This window comes from Agromyces salentinus (assembly GCF_009749395.1).
In the GTDB taxonomy this organism is placed as follows: Bacteria; Actinomycetota; Actinomycetes; order Actinomycetales; family Microbacteriaceae; genus Agromyces; species Agromyces salentinus.
The window spans coordinates 119,638-136,016 of the sequence record NZ_WBIR01000005.1 but is presented as its reverse complement, the minus strand read 5'-3'; the positions used below and the strand labels follow the sequence as shown (position 1 = coordinate 136,016).

The window sequence follows — 16,379 nt, the reverse complement described above, 5'->3', positions numbered from 1 at the left end:
ATCCGCTCGATCAGGTCGACTGGCGGATCACGAGGCTCGTGGGCAGGAGGGTCGTCGACGCGACCTCGTCGCCCTCGATGATGCGCACGAGCGTGCGCGCCATCTCGGCGCCCATCTCGAGCGAGGGCTGGTGCACGGTCGTGAGCGGCGGCATCGCGGTCGACGCGTAGCGGTCGTCGTCGAAGCCGACGATCGCCACGTCGCCGGGGATGCTGCGTCCGGCGTCGGCGATGGCCGAGTAGGCGCCGATCGCCATCTGGTCGTTCGCCGCGAACACGGCGTCGAGGTCGGGATGGCGCTCGAGCAGGCGGCGCATGGCGATCGCGCCCGATGCCGGGCTGAAGTCGCCGTACTCGACGGCGTCGTCCGGCAGGCCGGCGCGCTCGAGCGCCGTCGCCCAGCCGCGCTTGCGGTCGACGCCGGGAGGCATGTCCTGCGGGCCGGCGATCGTCGCGATGCGCTGCCGCCCGCGATCGATGAGGTGCTGGGTCGCGATCTCGGCGCCGTGCGCGTTGTCGACGTCGACCGTGTGGGTGACGCTCTCGGTCGGGTCGAGGGGGCGGCCGCCGAACACCACCGGGAGCGACTGGCTCACGTGCGCGTACGAGTGGTCGCCCGTGTGGTGGGAGGCCACGAGCGCGCCGTCGACATTGCCGCCGAGCAGGTAACGCCGCGTCTTCTCACTGCCCGTCTCGGACTCGATGAGCATCGACAGGGTGTACTCGGTCGGCGCGAGGGCGAGGCCGACGCCCTGCACGAGCGTCGCGAAGAACGGGTCGTTGAACACGCGCGACGTCGACTCGGGCACGACGAGGGCGATCGCCTGGGTGCGCCGGCTCGCGAGCGAGCGGGCAGCGCGGTTGGGCACGTAGTTGAGGGCCGCGATGGCCTCGCGGACGACCTCGGCGACGTCGGGGCTCACCTTCGGCGAGCCGTTGACGACGCGTGACACGGTCGCCCTCGAGACGCCGGCGCGGGCCGCGACCATCTCGAGGGTCGGCGCGTGGCCGGTGACTCCGCCGGTGCTCATCGCGTGCCCCCTCCCTGCGATCGACTCACCCCACGATAGCCGCAGCGGATGCCGCGAGCTTCGTGTCCTCGATGTGCTTCGCGAACGCGAGGGCGCTGTCCTTGGGCGTGCGCACCATCGTGTCGTAGTCGACGTGCACGATGCCGAAGCGCTTCTCGTAGCCCCATGCCCACTCGAAGTTGTCGAGCAGTGACCACACGAAGTAGCCGCGGACGTCGGCGCCGTCCTCGATGGCACGGCCGACCGCCTCGATGTGGGCGAGGATGTACGCCGTGCGCTCGGGGTCGTGCACGGCGCCCTCGGCGGTGACGACGTCGCCGTCGTAGGCGGCGCCGTTCTCGGTCACGTAGAGCGGGGGCAGGTTCGGGTACTCGGCGCCGAGGCGCACGAGCAGCGTGTGCAGTCCCTGCGGGTGCACCTCCCAGTCCATCGCCGTGCGGGGGAGCCCGCGCGTCGGCATCGTCACGAACTCGCTGCCGGGGAACGGCGAGCGGCCGGGCTTCGGCGTCGGCCGCAGGCCGGGCACCGCGTCGGCGGGCAGCGGATGCCCCGACACGTTGTCGTCGTGGTAGTGGTTCACGCCGAGGAAGTCGATCGGCTGGGCGATGACCTCGAGGTCGCCGTCCTGGATGCGCGCCGCGAGGCCGTAGTCGCGCACGTCCTCGAGGAGGTCGGCCGGATAGGCGCCGAGGAGCATGGGCTCCAGGAACATCCGGTTCCAGAGGGCGTCGATGCGGCGCGCCGCCTCCAGGTCGACGGGGTCCGTCGGGTCGTTCGGCACGGCATTGGTGAGGTTGAGCGTGATGCCCGCCTGGATGTCGCGCCCCGCGGCATCCGCGAGCCCTCGGAGCCGCTGCACGGCGAGGCCGTGCGCGAGGTGCTGGTGGTGCACGGCGGCCAGGCCTGCGGCCGGGTCGGTGAGGCCGGGCGCGTGCTCGCCGCCGACGTAGCCGATGAGCGAGGAGCAGAGCGGCTCGTTGAAGGTGGTCCAGTGCGAGACCCGATCGCCGAGCGCGCCGTAGACGGCCTCGGCGTAGTCGGCGAACCGGTACGCGGTGTCGCGGTTGGTCCAGCCGCCGCGCTCCTGGAGTGCCTGCGGGAGGTCCCAGTGGTAGAGCGTCAGCCAGGGCAGCACCCCTGCGCCGAGCAGCTCGTCGACGAGGCGCGAGTAGAAGTCGAGGCCCTCCTGGTTGACGGACCGGCCGCCGGGGACGACGCGCGCCCAGGAGGTCGAGAACCGGTAGGAGTCGAGTCCGAGCCGCTTCATGAGCGCGACATCCTCGGGCATGCGGTGGTAGTGGTCCACGCCGCGCTCGGGGGAGTCGCCGCCGGCGACCGCCTGGGGGAGGCGTGCGTACGCGTCCCAGATCGAGTCCTCCTTGCCGCCCTCGTGCGCCGCGCCCTCGATCTGGGCTGCGGCGGTCGCCGAGCCCCAGATGAAGTCCTTGGGGAAGGTGTTCACGTTCAACCCTTCACTGCTCCTGCCATGATTCCGGAAACGAGTTGCTTGCCTGCCAGCACGAAGAGCACGAGCAGCGGAAGCGTTGCGAGCACGGCGCCCGCGAGGACCACCGAGTAGTCGACGTAGCGCGCCGACTGCAGCTGGCTGAGGGCCACCTGGAGCGTCGGGTTCTGCGGCACGACGAGCAGCGGCCAGAGGTAGTCGGTCCACGCCGTCATGAAGGTGAACAGGCCGAGGATGGCCATCGCCGGCCGCGCGGCGGGGACGCCCACGTGCCAGAACGTGCTGATCATGCTCGCGCCGTCCATGCGGGCGGCCTCGATGAGCTCGTCGGGGATGACGTCGACGAGGTACTGCCGCATGAAGAACACGCCGAAGGCCGTGACGAGGGTCGGGATGATGACCGCGCCGAGCGTACCGGTCCAGCCGAAGTCCTTCATGAGCATGAAGAGGGGGATGATGCCGAGCTGCGTCGGCACCGCGAGCGTGGCGATGACGAACACCATGAGGCCCTCGCGGCCACGGAACTTCAGCTTCGCGAACGCGTAGCCCGCGAGCGTCGAGAACAGGATCACGGAGATCGTGATGACGCTCGAGACGATGATGCTGTTGCCGAGCGCGAGCCAGAACGGGATGGTGTCGAACACCTCGCCGACGTTGATCCAGAACTGTCCGCCGGGCAGCAGGGGCGGCCAGGTGTCGGCCAGGACCGACTTGTCGGAGGACCCGATGATGAACGACCACCACAGGGGATAGGCGCCGCCGACGAAGATGACGCCGATCAGGGTGTAGGCGAGCCAGCCGGGGCGACGCTCGATGCCCATGCCGCGCCCGTACCGGAGCTTCCGGTCGATGCGGTTCTCGGTCGCGGCGCTCATCGTGCGCCCTCCTTGTCGGTCGTGCCCGGGCGATCGTCCGGGTCGTCGTCGCGTTCGAGCGGGATCGGGGTCTCTCCGGGTGCGAAGGCGCCGGGGACGGCGACGAGGGTGTCGATCTCGGCCTCGCGCTGCGTGCGATAGCGGGCGAGCCGCTTGGAGCTGCGCTTCTTGATGGAACGGGCCTCGCTGGATGCGATGCGGCGCGAGAGCCAGAAGTTCAGGAGGCCGAACGCGACGATGATGAGGAAGAGGATCCAGGCCACGGCCGAGGCCCGGCCGAATTCCTGCCGGTTGAACGCGAGGTCCCAGAGGTAGAGCACGGTCGTCTGGTACTGGCGCTGCGGGCCGCCGGGGATCGAGCTCGTGGCGTTGAACAGCTTCGGCTCGGTGAAGATCTGGAGTCCGCCGATGGTGGCGGTGATGATGACGAAGATCAGCGTGGGCCGGATGCTCGGGATGGTGATCGAGAAGAAGCGGCGGGCGGCGCCGGCGCCGTCGAGCGCGGCGGACTCGTGCACGTCCCTCGGCACGGCCTGCATGGCGGCCAGGAGGATGAGGGCGTTGTAGCCGGTCCAGCGCCAGTTGACCATGGTCGCGATGGCGATGTGGGAGGGGAGGGTCTCGGTCTTCCACATGACCGGGTCGAGCCCGATCACGTCGAGCATGTTGTTCACGAGACCGTACTTCTCGCCGAAGATGTTGCTGAAGATGAGGGTCACGGCGACGGGCGTGACGATGTAGGGCAGGATCACCGAGAGCCGCCAGAACGTCTTCGCGCGGAGGTTCTGGTCGAGCACGGCGGCGATGATGACGGCCGCGATGAGCTGGGGCACGGCCGACAGCAGGAAGATGCTGAAGGTGTTGAACAGGGAGTTCCAGAAGAGAGGACTCGACAGTTCCGTCGTGAAGTTCTCGAGGCCGACCCATTCGCCGGGGCCGGTCAGCAGGTTCCAGTCGTTCAGGGAGACGACGAACGTGTAGACGAGGGGGAAGAGGCCGACGAGCCCGAACAGCACGAAGAAGGGTGCCACGTAGAAGTAGGGGGAGTACTTCACGTCGAAGCGGGACAGCTTGCGGCGGAACTCGGGGCGCTGCTTCGCCGGGGCCGGCCTGGGCGTCGGCGTCGGCGTCTCGGCCGAAGGGGTGAGTGTCGAGGTCATCTTCTCGCCTGTCTGGATGCGGGTGTTTCGGGGACCGGGCCCGACGGATGGATCCGCCGGGCCCGGTCGTGAGGTCCGAGGAGACTTACTCGGAGACCAGTTCGTTCAGCAGGTCGATCGCGTGCTGCCATGCGGTCGGGCCGTCGGCCTTGCCGGAGTCGAGCTCCTGCACCGAGGGGCCGAAGACCTGCTCCTGGATGACCGAGTCGTCCGGGCCCTTGTACTGGGCCACGACGCCTTCGGCGCGGGCGGCGAGGATCTCACCGATGGGAGCGTCGTTGAAGAACGCCGTGAGGTCGCTCTCGCCGGTCACGCCGGCGTCGCTCTGCGCCTCGATGTTGCTCGGGAAGGCGCCCGCCGCCTGGAAGGAGGCGACCTGCGACTGCGCGTTGGTGAGGAAGGCTGCCAGGTCGGCGGCCTCCGCCGGGTGCTTCGAGGTGGTGGGAACGGTCAGGAACGCGCCGCCCCAGTTGGCTGCGCCGCCGGGGAAGACGTCGGCGAAGTCCCAGCCGGTGCTGGCGTCGCCGCCGCCGGCCTCGACCTGGCCCTTGACCACGCCGAGCATCCAGCCCGGGCAGACGAAGGTCGCGAAGGAGCCGTCGGTGAAGGCCTTGCCTCCACCCCAGTCCCACTGCGTCTGTGCCGACGAGAGGCCGTTGGCCGCACCCTCGGCGAGGAGCGCCCAGCGGGCCTCGAGCTCCTTGTTGCCCTCGACGTTCAGCTCGCCGTCGGCGGTGTAGTAGCCCTCGGGAAGCTGGTTGACCATGGAGTTCCAGACGAAGCCGGACTGGTCGTAGAACGCCTTGCCGGTCTTGTCGGTGTACTCCTTGCCGACCTCGAAGAACTTCTCCCAGGTGGCGTCCTCGCCGCCGAAGAGCGCCGCGACGCCCTCACGGTCGCTCGGGAGGCCGGCGGCCTCGAAGAGCGCGCCGTTGAAGCACAGGCCCTCCGGGCCGATGTCGGTGCCGTAGCCGATGATGCGGCCGTCGGCGTCGGTGGCCTGCTTGACCTTCCAGTCGACCCACTGGTCGGCCGTGTCCTCGGCGCCGTACTCGCTCAGGTCGGTGAACGAGTCGCTCACCTGCATGACCTTGCTGAGCCAGCCTTCCTCGACGGCCTGGACGTCGGGGAGCCCGGCGCCGGCGGCCTGCTTGGTCTGCCAGTCGGTGAGGGCGTTTCCACCGGTGTCGATGTTCGTCGCCTTGATGGTGATGTTAGGGTTGTCGGCCTCGTACTGCGCGTAGAGGTCGTCGAGGCCCTGCGTGCCGAACGTGGTGACGGTCAGCGTGATGGGCTCGTCGCTGCTGCCTTCTTCGCCGCCGCCGGTGGAACAGGCGGTTGCGAGGAGAGCGATGGATGCGGCGCCTGCGACGGCTGCGGCAACCCTGGTGCGTCGTGAAAGCTTCACGGTCACTCCTTTGTGTGCGTGGGACGGAATGTGGCGGAGAGAGCGCTCTCAGACATTCGCGTGAGAGCGCTCTCACGTTTCGTCGGAGACTTTACGCACCCGAAACATGCGCTGTCAAGAGAGCGCTCTCACGCGGGCGTGTCGTTACCGAACCGTGACGAGGCGGGCGCGCTCAGGATCGGTCCGGATGCCGCCGCGTAGACTCGGACGGTGCCTGACGTCGACCGCGAACCGCTCTCCGAGGGCGTCCAGCGCCGTCGCCTGCAGCTCGCCGGCGGGCTGAGCCTCGTGCTCGTCGCCATCGCGGCCGTCGTGATCGGGGCGGTCACCGGGGCCGACGCGTCCGCCGGGTCCTCCGGAGCCGACGGGTCCTCCGTGACCGGCGTCGATGGCGCGACGCAGGCGCCCCGGCCCGAGCCCGAGGCGCCCGCCGCACCGGCCGCGGTCGACACCTTCGACAAGGCCGCGCTCTCGATCGACGACCCGGCGAGCATCTGGGTCGTCGTCAACAAGCTGCGACCGCTGAACCCCCAGGACTACGAGCCCGAGCTCGTCGACGTGCCGGTGCCCCACACCTGGGAGCCGATGATGCGGCAGGAGGCCTCCGACGCCGCCGCCGCGATGTTCCAGGCCGCCGCCGACGAGGCGGGCCTGTACCTCGCCTCGAACAGCGCCTACCGCAGCTACTCCACGCAGGTCGACCTCTACGGCGCCGGCGACGATCCCACGACCGCGCCCCCCGGTGCCAGCGAGCACCAGACGGGGCTCGCGATCGACATCGGCGCCGAGAACGGCTGCACCTTCGAATGCCTCGAGACGAGCCCCGAGGGGGAGTGGCTGCGGGCGAACGCCTACCGGTTCGGCTACCTGCTGCGCTATCCGGCCGACAAGGTCGACGTGACCGGCTACCCCCACGAGGCCTGGCACTTCCGGTACGTCGGCGTCGAGCTCGCGACCGAGATGCACGACACCGGGTTCACGACGCTCGAGGAGTTCTTCGGGCTGCCGAGCGTTCCGCTCAGCACGCGGTGACCGGCGCCGGGTGATGGTGGGCGGCCGATGAGCGACGGGGCGATGGCCGAGCGGATGTCGCGCGCGAGCGCCGCGCGTCGCCGCGAGCCGCGCCGGGGCGTCGCGCTGACGGTGCTCATCGTGAACCAGCTGCTCGCGGGCATCGGCGTGGCCTCGGGAATGGCGCTCGCGGCGATCCTCGTCGCCGACCTGACGGGCGTGGTCGCCATGGGCGGCCTCGCGCAGTCCTCGAGCGTGCTGGGGGCGGCGATCGTGGCGATCCCGCTCGCGAAGCTCGCCGTGCGCTCGGGTCGGCACGTCTCGCTCGCCGTCGGCTACGGCCTCGCGGTGGTCGGCGCGCTGCTCGTGATCGCCGCGGCCACGACCGGTGCGGCTCCGCTGGTGTTCCTCGGCCTCGCGGCGTTCGGCGCGGGTTCGGCGGCCGGCCTGCAGGCGCGGTTCGCCGCGACCGAGGTCGCCGCCCCCGGCTTCGAGGCGCGCTCCATGTCGCTCGTGCTCTGGGCGACGACCATCGGCTCCGTCGCCGGTCCGCTGCTCTCGGAGTCGGGCGATCGGGTCGGCGTCGCCCTCGGCCTGCCGTACCTCGTCGGCCCGTTCATCTTCTCGGCCTGCGCGTTCGCGATCTCGACGATCCTGGTGGCGACGCTGCTCCGGATGCCGCCGGCCGGCGTGCTCGCGACCGATCCCGCCGTGGCGCCGATCGAAGGGGCGGCCACGACCGAACGCGCCGCGACCGACGATGCGACCGTGGATGCGGCCGCGGGGGCCGCGCCGGACGAGGCGCTCCAGGGCGACGGCCCCGGTGGCCGGAGGCCCGACGAGGGGGTCGACATCGTGGATGCGACGGGCGCCGCGCCCGCGGCATCCGTGGGTTCGCTGATGGCGATGCGCATCGCCGTGCGCGAGCCGCGCGCGCTGTTCGCGATCCTCGCGATCGTCTGCTCGCACACCGTGATGGTGGGCGTGATGGTCATGACGCCCGTGCACATGGTCGCCCACGGCCTCTCGCTGAACCTCGTCGGGCTCGTGATCAGCCTCCACATCCTCGGCATGTATGGCGCGAGCCCGCTCATGGGCTGGCTCGTCGATCGCATCGGGTCCGTGCGCGTCATCCTCATGGGCTCGGCGATCCTCGTCGTCGCCGCGGTCATCGGGATCCTCGCGCCTGGCGACGACCTGCTCCTCGTGCCGCTCGCGCTCGGGCTGCTCGGGCTCGGCTGGTCGGCCGGCATGATCGGCGGTTCCACGCTCGTGACGACGTCGGTCGAGGCCCGCATCCGCGTGCCGTTGCAGGGCGCGACGGATGCCGCGATGAACCTCGCCGCGGCGCTGTCGGCCGCGCTCTCGGGGCTCGTCCTCGGCGCGTTCGGGTTCGCGGGCGTGAATGTGGTGGCACTGCTCGTGCTGGTGCCGCTCGCGGTCGTCGGCCTCCGGATCATGGCGCAGCGACGGGCGCAGGCGGCGTGAACGCGCTCCCATACGTCTCCCAGCGTTCAAGAGGGATCCTCACAAACTGACGTGTTGGGCTGGGGGTCCCCCTTTCTGCCGACACGAAACTCCACGGTTTGCTCACTCCCTCCGATCTCCCCGTCCTCCGCCGCGCCACCTTCCAGGCCCCCTCGATCGAACCCGACGACCAGCACGAGCCGTCGAAGCGTCGACGCCGCGCCCGTTCCAAGCCCTCCGGCGGTTCCGTCGTGCCCACCGCCGAGGGCTTCGCGACGACCGCCGACGCGCCGGATGCCGCGACTGCGGCCGGATCCGTGACGGAGCCGACGGCCGCGGAGTCGACGCTCGAGGTGACCGTCGTGCCGGCCGACGGCGCGGACGTGATCGAGGGTGCGACCGAGGTCGTCACGGTCGACCCGCGCGGCGGGTTCGACCTGCCGGAGGAACTCGACCACCTGGATGAGCTCGACCACCCCGACGACCTCGACCGTCCAGACGAACTGGACCGTCCCGAGGAGCGCGGCGACCGCTCGGGCCGCGGCTCGGATGCTGCGACCACCGCCGCGACCACCGCCTCGACGGCCGCGACCGATCGCGGTGCGGCGTCCGCGCCGCGCCACCGCGCGGAGCGGATCCGCAACCGGCGCGCGGTCGCGGGTGCGCCCACCGCGGCTGCCGGCCGGACCGGCGCGGGCAAGGGCGGCGCGGGCGCCTCGGTGCGGCGGACGGCCGCGCTCGGATCGGCCGTGGCGTTCATCGGGCTCAGTGCGTTCGGCGCGATCCTCCCGGCCGCCGACGCCGATGCATCCGACTCGCTGGCCCGTGGCGACTCCGCGAACGCGAACTCGACCGCCCAGGCGACCTCGACCGCCGACGCCGACTCGATCGACGCCGCCGCCCTCGACTCGATCACGCCCGCCCCCGAGGCGGAGGCACGCCCGGCGATCACGAGCGGGCTCTCCACCGAGGCCGCGCCCTTCACCGGCGGGACGCAGGTCACCGTGCAGGGCCGCTCGCTGGACGAGGTCGCCTCCGTGACCGTGGGGTCCACCCCGGCGACGATCGTCGCCGCCGACGACGCGAAGATCACCTTCCAGGTGCCGGCCGTCGCCGAGGGCTCTGCCGGTGCTGCCGTCGACGTGACGATGGCCGATGCCGACGGCGAGCCGGTCGAGGTCGTCACGACGGAGGCGCCCGCCTCGACGGCCGCGACCACGGTCGCCTCGCTGATCTCGTCGGCCGACGCGACCGAGGTGCAGCAGGAGCTCGCCGCCGGTGAGAAGCCGGCCGAGCCGCTCGTGCTCACGTACACCAGCGACCCCGGCATCGACGCGCAGCTGCAGTACGTGCTCACCTACTGGAGCAGCTACAACTCGGCCCAGTACCCGGTGTTCGGCGGCGTCGACTGCGCGAACTTCGCCAGCCAGTCGCTCATCGCCCGCGGCTGGGCGATGGACGCCGGCTGGTTCTACGACGGCGGCACCGGCACGATGTCCTCGAGCTGGTCGAGCTCGACCGCGCTGCGCGACTACCTCCTGGGCCAGCCCGCTCGCGCGACCGCCCTCGACGACTCGCAGCGCGCCCAGGTCAAGGTGGGCGACATCGCCCAGTTCGACTGGGACTCCTCGGGCGACCGTGACCACACGGCCGTCGTCACTCGCGTCGAGCACACCGACGCCGGCACGAAGGTCTGGGTCGGCGGCCACACCAAGGACATCGACTTCTGGGATGTCGACGTGGCCCTGGCGTCCGGCGGCGGCTCGGTCACGTACTTCTCGATCCACTGATCGGATGCCGCGCGCAGGCGCAGAACGCCCGGTCGAGCTCTGCTCGGCCGGGCGTTCCCCGTCGGTGCGAACCGCGTCAGCCGCCGAGCGCCGCGTCGACGACGCGCTTGGCCTCCTCCTGCACCTGCGCGAGGTGGTCGGCGCCCTTGAAGGACTCCGCGTAGATCTTGTAGACGTCCTCGGTGCCGCTCGGGCGCGCCGCGAACCAGGCGTCGGCCGTCTGGACCTTGACGCCGCCGATGGCCGCGTCGTTGCCGGGCGCCTTCGAGAGCTTGGCCGTGATCGGCTGGCCGGCGAGTTCGGTCGCGGTGATCGCGTCGCCGGTGAGCTTGCCGAGCGCCGCCTTCTGCGCGGGGGTCGCCGCGGCATCCTTGCGCTCGTAGGCGGGGTCGCCGAAGCGCTCGACGAGGTCGGCGTAGAGCTCGGAGGGCGAGCGGCCGGTGACCGCGCGGATCTCGGACGCGAGCAGGCACAGCAGGATGCCGTCCTTGTCGGTCGTCCAGACGGTGCCGTCGAAGCGGAGGAAGGACGCGCCCGCGCTCTCCTCGCCGCCGAAGCCGACCGACCCGTCGACGAGGCCGGGCACGAACCACTTGAAGCCGACCGGCACCTCCCAGAGGCGGCGGTCGAGGGCCGCGGCGACCCGGTCGATCATCGAGCTCGAGACGAGGGTCTTGCCGATCGCGGCATCCGCTCGCCATTCGGGGCGATGAGCGAACAGGTACTCGATCGCGACCGCGAGGTAGTGGTTGGGGTTCATGAGCCCGCCGTCGGGCGTGACGATGCCGTGCCGGTCGGCGTCGGCGTCGTTGCCCGTCAGGATGTCGTAGCCCGAGTGCGCGAGCACCGAGGCCATCGCGCTCGGCGACGACGGGTCCATGCGGATCTTGCCGTCCCAGTCGAGCGTCATGAACGACCACGCGGGGTCGACCCGCTCGTTGACGACGGTGAGGTCCAGGTCGTACGCGTCGCGGATCGCCGCCCAGTAGTTGACGGATGCCCCGCCCAGCGGGTCGGCGCCGATCTTCACGCCCGCCGAGCGGATGGCGTCGAAGTCGATGATGTTCGCGAGGTCGGCGACGTAGGCCGTGCGGAAGTCGTAGGTCTCGACGGCGCTCGGCTCGGCCTGCTTCACCTCGCGCAGGCCGCCCGCGATGAGCTCGTTGGCCCGGTTCGCGATCCAGCCGGTGGCGTCGGAGTCGGCCGGACCGCCGTGCGGCGGGTTGTACTTGAAGCCGCCGTCCTGCGGCGGGTTGTGCGAGGGCGTGATGACGATGCCGTCGGCCTCGCCCTCGGCGCGCTTGGCGGGGTCGTTGTTCCACGTGAGGATCGCGTGGGACAGCGCGGGGGTGGGCACGTAGTCGTCGTACTGGTCGACGAGCACCCGCACGCCGTTGCCGACGAGCACATCGAGCGCGGTGGTCTGCGCCGGCGCGCTCAGGGCGTGCGTGTCGGAGCCGATGAAGAGCGGCCCCGTGATGCCCTGCGCGGTGCGGTACTCGACGATGGCCTGCGTGATCGCGAGGATGTGGTGCTCGTTGAAGCTCGTCGAGAACGAGGAGCCACGATGCCCCGAGGTGCCGAACGCGACGCGCTGCTCGGGCACCGCAGCATCCGGTGTCTGCTCGTAGTAGGCCCTCACGAGCGCTTCGACGTCGATGAGGTCGGATTCGGTGGCCTGGGTTCCCGCGCGTGCGTGCATGCCTCCAGTCTGTCAGCGGGCGGTGCCCGCGTCACCGGGTGATGCTCAGAACAGCGCTTGCAGGCCGGAGGCGACCGTGAAGATCGCGAGGCCGGCCAGGGCGCCGACGACGGTGCCGTTGATGCGGATGAACTGCAGGTCGCGGCCGACCTGGAGCTCGAGCTTGCCGGTGGTCTCCGCGGGGTCCCAGCGCTCGACGGTCTCGGTGATGACGTCGGCGACCTCGTGCCGGTACCTGCGCACGACGTACCCCGCGGCCTTGGTCACCCACGTGTCGACCTTCACGGAGAGGTGCTCGTCGGTCACGAGTCGCGTGCCGACCTCGGCCACCGCCGAGGTCAGGCTCGCGCGGAGGTCGCTCCCGGGATCGGCGAGGGCCGCCTCGAGGGACTCCTTCACGCTCGCCCAGGCCTCGCCGGCGAACTCGCGCAGCCGCGGGCTCGCGAGCAGCTCGGCCTTCAGCGCCTCGACGCGCTCGATCGTCTGCGGATCGTGCTGCAGCGAGTCGGCGAGGTCGGCGAGGTAGCGGTCGATCGCCTCGCGCGCCGGATGCGCCGGGTCGCTCCGCACGGCGCGGACGAGGGCCAGCACCTCGCGGGACGCCCGGTCGTCCACGAAGCGATCGACGAACCCCGGCATCCACTTCGGCAGGCGGTCGGAGACCATGTTTCCGAACGCCTCGGGATGCGCCTCGAGCCAGTCCTCGGCCTTCTCGAGCAGCGCGTCGACGGCCGCCCGCTGCTGGTCGGCGGCGACGAGCCGCGCGCCCACCCGGCCGATGGAGGGCGCCCATTCGGGCTCGAACAGGTGCCGGCGCGCGAGTCGCTCGATCACGTCCTCGACGTCGTCGTCGCCGAGCAGGGCGAGCAGGCCCCGTCCGGCGACGGAGGCCTCGGCCGTGACCCGTTCGGCGTTCGCGGGGGTGGCGAGCCAGCTGCCGAGGCGTCGGGCGATGCCCATGGACCGCAGCTTTCCGAGCACCACCTCGTCGGAGAGGAACTCGTGCTCGACGAACGCGCCGAGGCTCGCGCCGATCTCGTCCTTGCGGGTCGGGATGATCGCGGTGTGCGGGATCGGGATGCCGAGCGGATGCCGGAACAGCGCCGTGACCGCGAACCAGTCGGCGAGCGCGCCCACCATCGCGCCCTCGGCGGCGGCCCGCACGTACGCCAGCCAGGGCACCTGGTCCTGCAGCGCGAAGGACACGGCGAACACGACCGCCGAGATGGCGAGCAGGCTCGTCGCGAACCGCTTCATGCGCCGCAGCGCCACGAGTCGTTCGGCGTCGGTCGGCACGGCGGCGCGCGGGCGGGGGCGCGGCCGTTCCAGGGTCGAGGTCATCGCATCCTCCGATCACGGGTCGCGGACCCCTTCGACGCTAGCCGTTCGCGCCCGCCCCCGGTGGCTAGGCTTGCGGCATGACGGATGCCGCAGCCACGCCCCCCGACGAGACGTACTCGTACCTCGGGCCGGCCGGCACCTTCACCGAGGCCGCGCTGAAGCAGGTTCCCGAGGCCGCGGGCAGGCCCTGGCGCTCGGTCAACAACGTGGGCGAGGCCCTGGCCGATGTCACGAGCGGCCGCTCCGTCGCCGCGATGATCGCGATCGAGAACTCCATCGAGGGCGGCGTCTCGGCCACCCAGGACGCACTGGCCACGGTGCCCGGCCTCCGCATCGTGAGCGAGGTGCTCGTGCCCGTGAACTTCGTCCTCGTCGCACGGCCCGGAACCGCGCTCGAGGACGTCCGGGTCGTCAACGCGCACCCCGTCGCCTACGCGCAGTCGCGCGGCTGGCTCGAGCGCCACCTGCCCGAGCACGGGCACATCCCCTCCTCGAGCAACGTGCAGGCCGCGTCCTCGCTCTTCGACCCCGACTGCGCAGCGGATGCCGCGGTCGCACCTCCCGGCATCACCGAGCACCACGACGTGGCGGTGCTCGCCCGCGAGATCGGCGACAACCCCAACGCCGTGACCCGCTTCGTGCTCGTCTCGCGCTCGCGCGTGCTCCCCGAGCCGACCGGTGCCGACAAGACGAGCCTCATCGTCGAGCTGCCGAGCGATGAGCCCGGTGCGCTGCTCGCGATGCTCGAGCAGTTCTCGACGCGTGGCGTGAACCTGTCCCTGCTGGAGTCCCGTCCGATCGGCGACGCGCTCGGGCGGTACCGGTTCGTGGTCGACCTCGACGGGCACATCGCCGATGAGCGGGTCGCCGACGCGCTGCTCGGCCTTCGCCGCACGAGCCCGAACGTGATCTTCCTCGGCTCGTATCCGCGCGCCGACCAGCGTGAGATCGAGTACCACGCGAAGTACGATGACGAGATCTTCATCGAGGCCAGGGACTGGCTGCGCGGGCTGCTGAGCGGCGAGCCCGACTGACGTTCCCGCGCCCCGGCGGAGGCCCGACCCGGCGCCGATGGCGCCCAGGCATGAAGGACACGCGATGAGCGACGAGGCTGCGCGGGCCATCGACCCGAGGTTCGACCCCAGATACCAGCGCGGGTACACGCCGGGCGTCCACGAGGTGCCGACTGCGGTGCCCGAGGCCCCTCGCGAGGCGCAGCGCGTCGAGCGCGAGCCCGGCGGCCGTGCCGCCGCGACGGAAGCCGCGGTCGCCCGGAAGCCGCAGCGAGGCGACACCGCGATCGTGTCGGATGAGCAGGCCCACGACCATGCCGCGGCCCTGCTCGCATACTTCGGCCGGGAAACCGGGTCGGAGGCGGTCGGGTCGACCGGCGGACCGCCCCGGGGCGCGCGCATCGAGGCGCCCCCCGCAGCGGCCGGCCAATATGCCGACTCCGGCATGGCCGAGCTCCTCGACGCATCCGTCACCGATGCCGAGCACGAGAGCGAGTCCCCGTTCGTCCGGCATCCGTCGCTCGCGTTCTGGGTGTCGCTCGCCTCGAGCATCGCCTTCGTCCTCATCGGCGCGGTGCTCTACTGGAACGTGAACCTCGAGCAGATGCAGCCGGGCGGCCGCATCGGCGGTGAGGACCAGGCGTTCCTGAGCACGATGCACGCGCTCGGCTTGGGCCTCGTGCAGGCGGGTGTGCTCGGCATCGTCGTGGTCCTTGCGCTGTGGTCGGTGCAGGTCGCACGGGGTCGGCGGTCGTGATGCCTCGCCCGAAGCCACTTCGCAACCCGGCGGTGATCGGGCTGGGCGTCGTGCTCGTCGCCTCGATCCTCGCCGTGCAGGGACTCGCACGGATCGTCGCCGACGGCTACGACGCCCTGAGCTCGAGCCAGGGTACGACGGCCGAGGAGATGAATGCTCTGAACGTGCAGTGGATGACCCTGGACGCCATGAACCAGGCCATCAACGCGCTCGGCGTGCTGGCCGCGACCTCCGCCTTGGCGCTTGTGTTCGTCTGGTGCTTCTGGCCACGGGGCGGACGCGGCCCTGCCGGCCGGGCGGGTCAGTCGAGCGAGGGCACGCGCACGATGAGTGCGGCAGGGTCGACGGTGAACCTCGCCGAGACGACGGTGCCGAACTCGTCGCCGTCGATCTCGAACTCCTCGGCACCCTCGACGATCTCGATCTCGACCGAGCGCCCGCGCGAGTAGACGATCTCGCGACGTCGCTTGCCGCCCGTCAGGTCGATGATCTGGCGGCCGAGGTCGCTCTTGCTCAGCACCCGGTTCTCCCAGGCAACCTTGCGCCAGATGAACAGCCAGCCGATCCAGTTGCGAGGCTGGAGCACGGCGACGTCGAGACGGCCGTCGTCGAGTTCGGCGCCGGGGATGAGCTCGATGTTGCCGGGCAGGTACCCGAGGTTCGCGACGAGGATGGTCGAGACCCTCGAGTGGTGCAGCTTGCCCGCATCCGTGCGGTAGACCGCCCGGTACGGCTTGGAGGCGGGCAGGGCGCGCAGGCCGGCGTCGACGTAGGCGAGCCAGCCGACGCGCTTCTTCAGCTCGGGGTTCGTGCTCGAGATCATCGCCGCGTCGATGCCGATGCCCGACATCACGAGCGACGTGTGGTTCTCGGTGTCACCGTCGGGCCGGGTCACGTCGATCGCCAGGACGTCGACGGCGCGGGCGAAGCCCGAGAAGGCGAGCACGACGGCATCCGGCACGTCGTTCACGGGGATGTCGAGGTTGCGGGCGAAGAGGTTGCCCGTCCCGAGCGGCACGATGCCCAACGGCAGGCCGCTGTCGCGCAGGCCCGCGGCGACCGATCGCACGGTGCCGTCGCCGCCCGCGGCGATCACGAGGTCGACGCCCGCCTCACGGGCCTCGATCGCCATGCCCTTTCCCGGGTCCGCGACGGTGGTCTCGATCCACAGTGGCGACGCGAATCCCTGCAGGTCGGCGATCCTCGCGATGGTCGCCCGGAGCTCGTCGATGCCCTGCTTGCTCGGGTTGTAGATCACCGCGACCTTCGGGCGCGCGTGCGCCGCATCCGTCGTCTGCTGCTTCTCGCCCCGCGCCACGCAGCCAAAGGTATGCCATCGAGGGCCCGCAGTTAGACTGGC

The 16,379-nt window shown here is 71.1% G+C and carries 13 protein-coding genes; 5 read left to right on the top strand and 8 right to left on the bottom strand.

All coding sequences use genetic code 11. From position 1 onward, the window contains the following. Positions 1 to 10: 10 nt before the first annotated feature. From GQQ95_RS06460 to GQQ95_RS06440, 5 genes are all read right to left on the bottom strand, one after another. Positions 11 to 1,030 (bottom strand): LacI family DNA-binding transcriptional regulator, encoded by a 1,020-nt coding sequence (locus GQQ95_RS06460; protein ID WP_157426835.1) that lies wholly within the window; start codon positions 1,028 to 1,030, stop codon positions 11 to 13. Positions 1,031 to 1,055: 25 nt separating this feature from the next. Continuing rightward, positions 1,056 to 2,492, bottom strand: coding sequence for a glycoside hydrolase family 1 protein (locus tag GQQ95_RS06455; RefSeq protein WP_425482558.1), 1,437 nt, complete (start codon positions 2,490 to 2,492; stop codon positions 1,056 to 1,058). A gap of 2 nt (positions 2,493 to 2,494) precedes the next feature. Continuing rightward, positions 2,495 to 3,316: a carbohydrate ABC transporter permease gene (locus GQQ95_RS06450; protein WP_425482561.1), complete on the bottom strand. Its 822-nt coding sequence runs from the start codon at positions 3,314 to 3,316 to the stop codon at positions 2,495 to 2,497. 50 nt (positions 3,317 to 3,366) lie between these two features. Beyond that, positions 3,367 to 4,530, bottom strand: a complete 1,164-nt coding sequence (locus GQQ95_RS06445) for a carbohydrate ABC transporter permease (RefSeq protein ID WP_157426832.1) — start codon at positions 4,528 to 4,530, stop codon at positions 3,367 to 3,369. Positions 4,531 to 4,615: 85 nt separating this feature from the next. After that, entirely contained in the window at positions 4,616 to 5,938 is a 1,323-nt protein-coding gene (locus GQQ95_RS06440; protein WP_157426831.1) for an ABC transporter substrate-binding protein, read from the bottom strand. A 210-nt stretch (positions 5,939 to 6,148) separates the two neighbouring features. Between GQQ95_RS06440 and GQQ95_RS06435 the strand changes: the two genes are divergently transcribed. The 3 genes from GQQ95_RS06435 to GQQ95_RS06425 all read left to right on the top strand — a co-directional run bounded on the left by GQQ95_RS06435 (position 6,149) and on the right by GQQ95_RS06425 (position 10,206). Continuing rightward, on the top strand, positions 6,149 to 6,970 hold the full coding sequence (locus GQQ95_RS06435; RefSeq protein ID WP_246205212.1) for a M15 family metallopeptidase: 822 nt from the start codon (positions 6,149 to 6,151) through the stop codon (positions 6,968 to 6,970). A gap of 27 nt (positions 6,971 to 6,997) precedes the next feature. Then, positions 6,998 to 8,437, top strand: coding sequence for an MFS transporter (locus GQQ95_RS06430; RefSeq protein ID WP_157426830.1), 1,440 nt, complete (start codon positions 6,998 to 7,000; stop codon positions 8,435 to 8,437). A gap of 98 nt (positions 8,438 to 8,535) precedes the next feature. Next, positions 8,536 to 10,206, top strand: coding sequence for an amidase domain-containing protein (locus GQQ95_RS06425; RefSeq protein WP_157426829.1), 1,671 nt, complete (start codon positions 8,536 to 8,538; stop codon positions 10,204 to 10,206). 76 nt (positions 10,207 to 10,282) lie between these two features. Here the strand turns inward: GQQ95_RS06425 and pgm are convergent, their stop codons facing one another. Both pgm and GQQ95_RS06415 read right to left on the bottom strand, forming a co-directional pair. Continuing rightward, entirely contained in the window at positions 10,283 to 11,908 is a 1,626-nt protein-coding gene (pgm, locus tag GQQ95_RS06420) for a phosphoglucomutase (alpha-D-glucose-1,6-bisphosphate-dependent) (protein WP_157426828.1), read from the bottom strand. A 45-nt stretch (positions 11,909 to 11,953) separates the two neighbouring features. Continuing rightward, complete coding sequence (locus tag GQQ95_RS06415) at positions 11,954 to 13,249, bottom strand: DUF445 domain-containing protein (protein ID WP_157426827.1); 1,296 nt, start codon at positions 13,247 to 13,249, stop codon at positions 11,954 to 11,956. A 77-nt stretch (positions 13,250 to 13,326) separates the two neighbouring features. Here GQQ95_RS06415 and pheA point away from each other — a divergent pair, with 77 nt between their 5' ends. Together pheA and GQQ95_RS06405 are read left to right on the top strand one after the other, a co-directional pair. Then, the gene (gene pheA / locus GQQ95_RS06410; protein WP_157426826.1) at positions 13,327 to 14,283 is read left to right on the top strand and encodes a prephenate dehydratase; all 957 of its coding nucleotides are present in this window, start codon (positions 13,327 to 13,329) and stop codon (positions 14,281 to 14,283) included. Positions 14,284 to 14,347: 64 nt separating this feature from the next. Continuing rightward, a complete protein-coding gene (locus tag GQQ95_RS06405) occupies positions 14,348 to 15,019 on the top strand; it encodes a hypothetical protein (RefSeq protein ID WP_157426825.1) in 672 nt (223 codons plus the stop codon). Positions 15,020 to 15,320: 301 nt separating this feature from the next. Here the strand turns inward: GQQ95_RS06405 and GQQ95_RS06400 are convergent, their stop codons facing one another. After that, positions 15,321 to 16,337 (bottom strand): diacylglycerol/lipid kinase family protein, encoded by a 1,017-nt coding sequence (locus tag GQQ95_RS06400; protein WP_170296991.1) that lies wholly within the window; start codon positions 16,335 to 16,337, stop codon positions 15,321 to 15,323. Between the last annotated feature and the right edge of the window lie 42 nt (positions 16,338 to 16,379).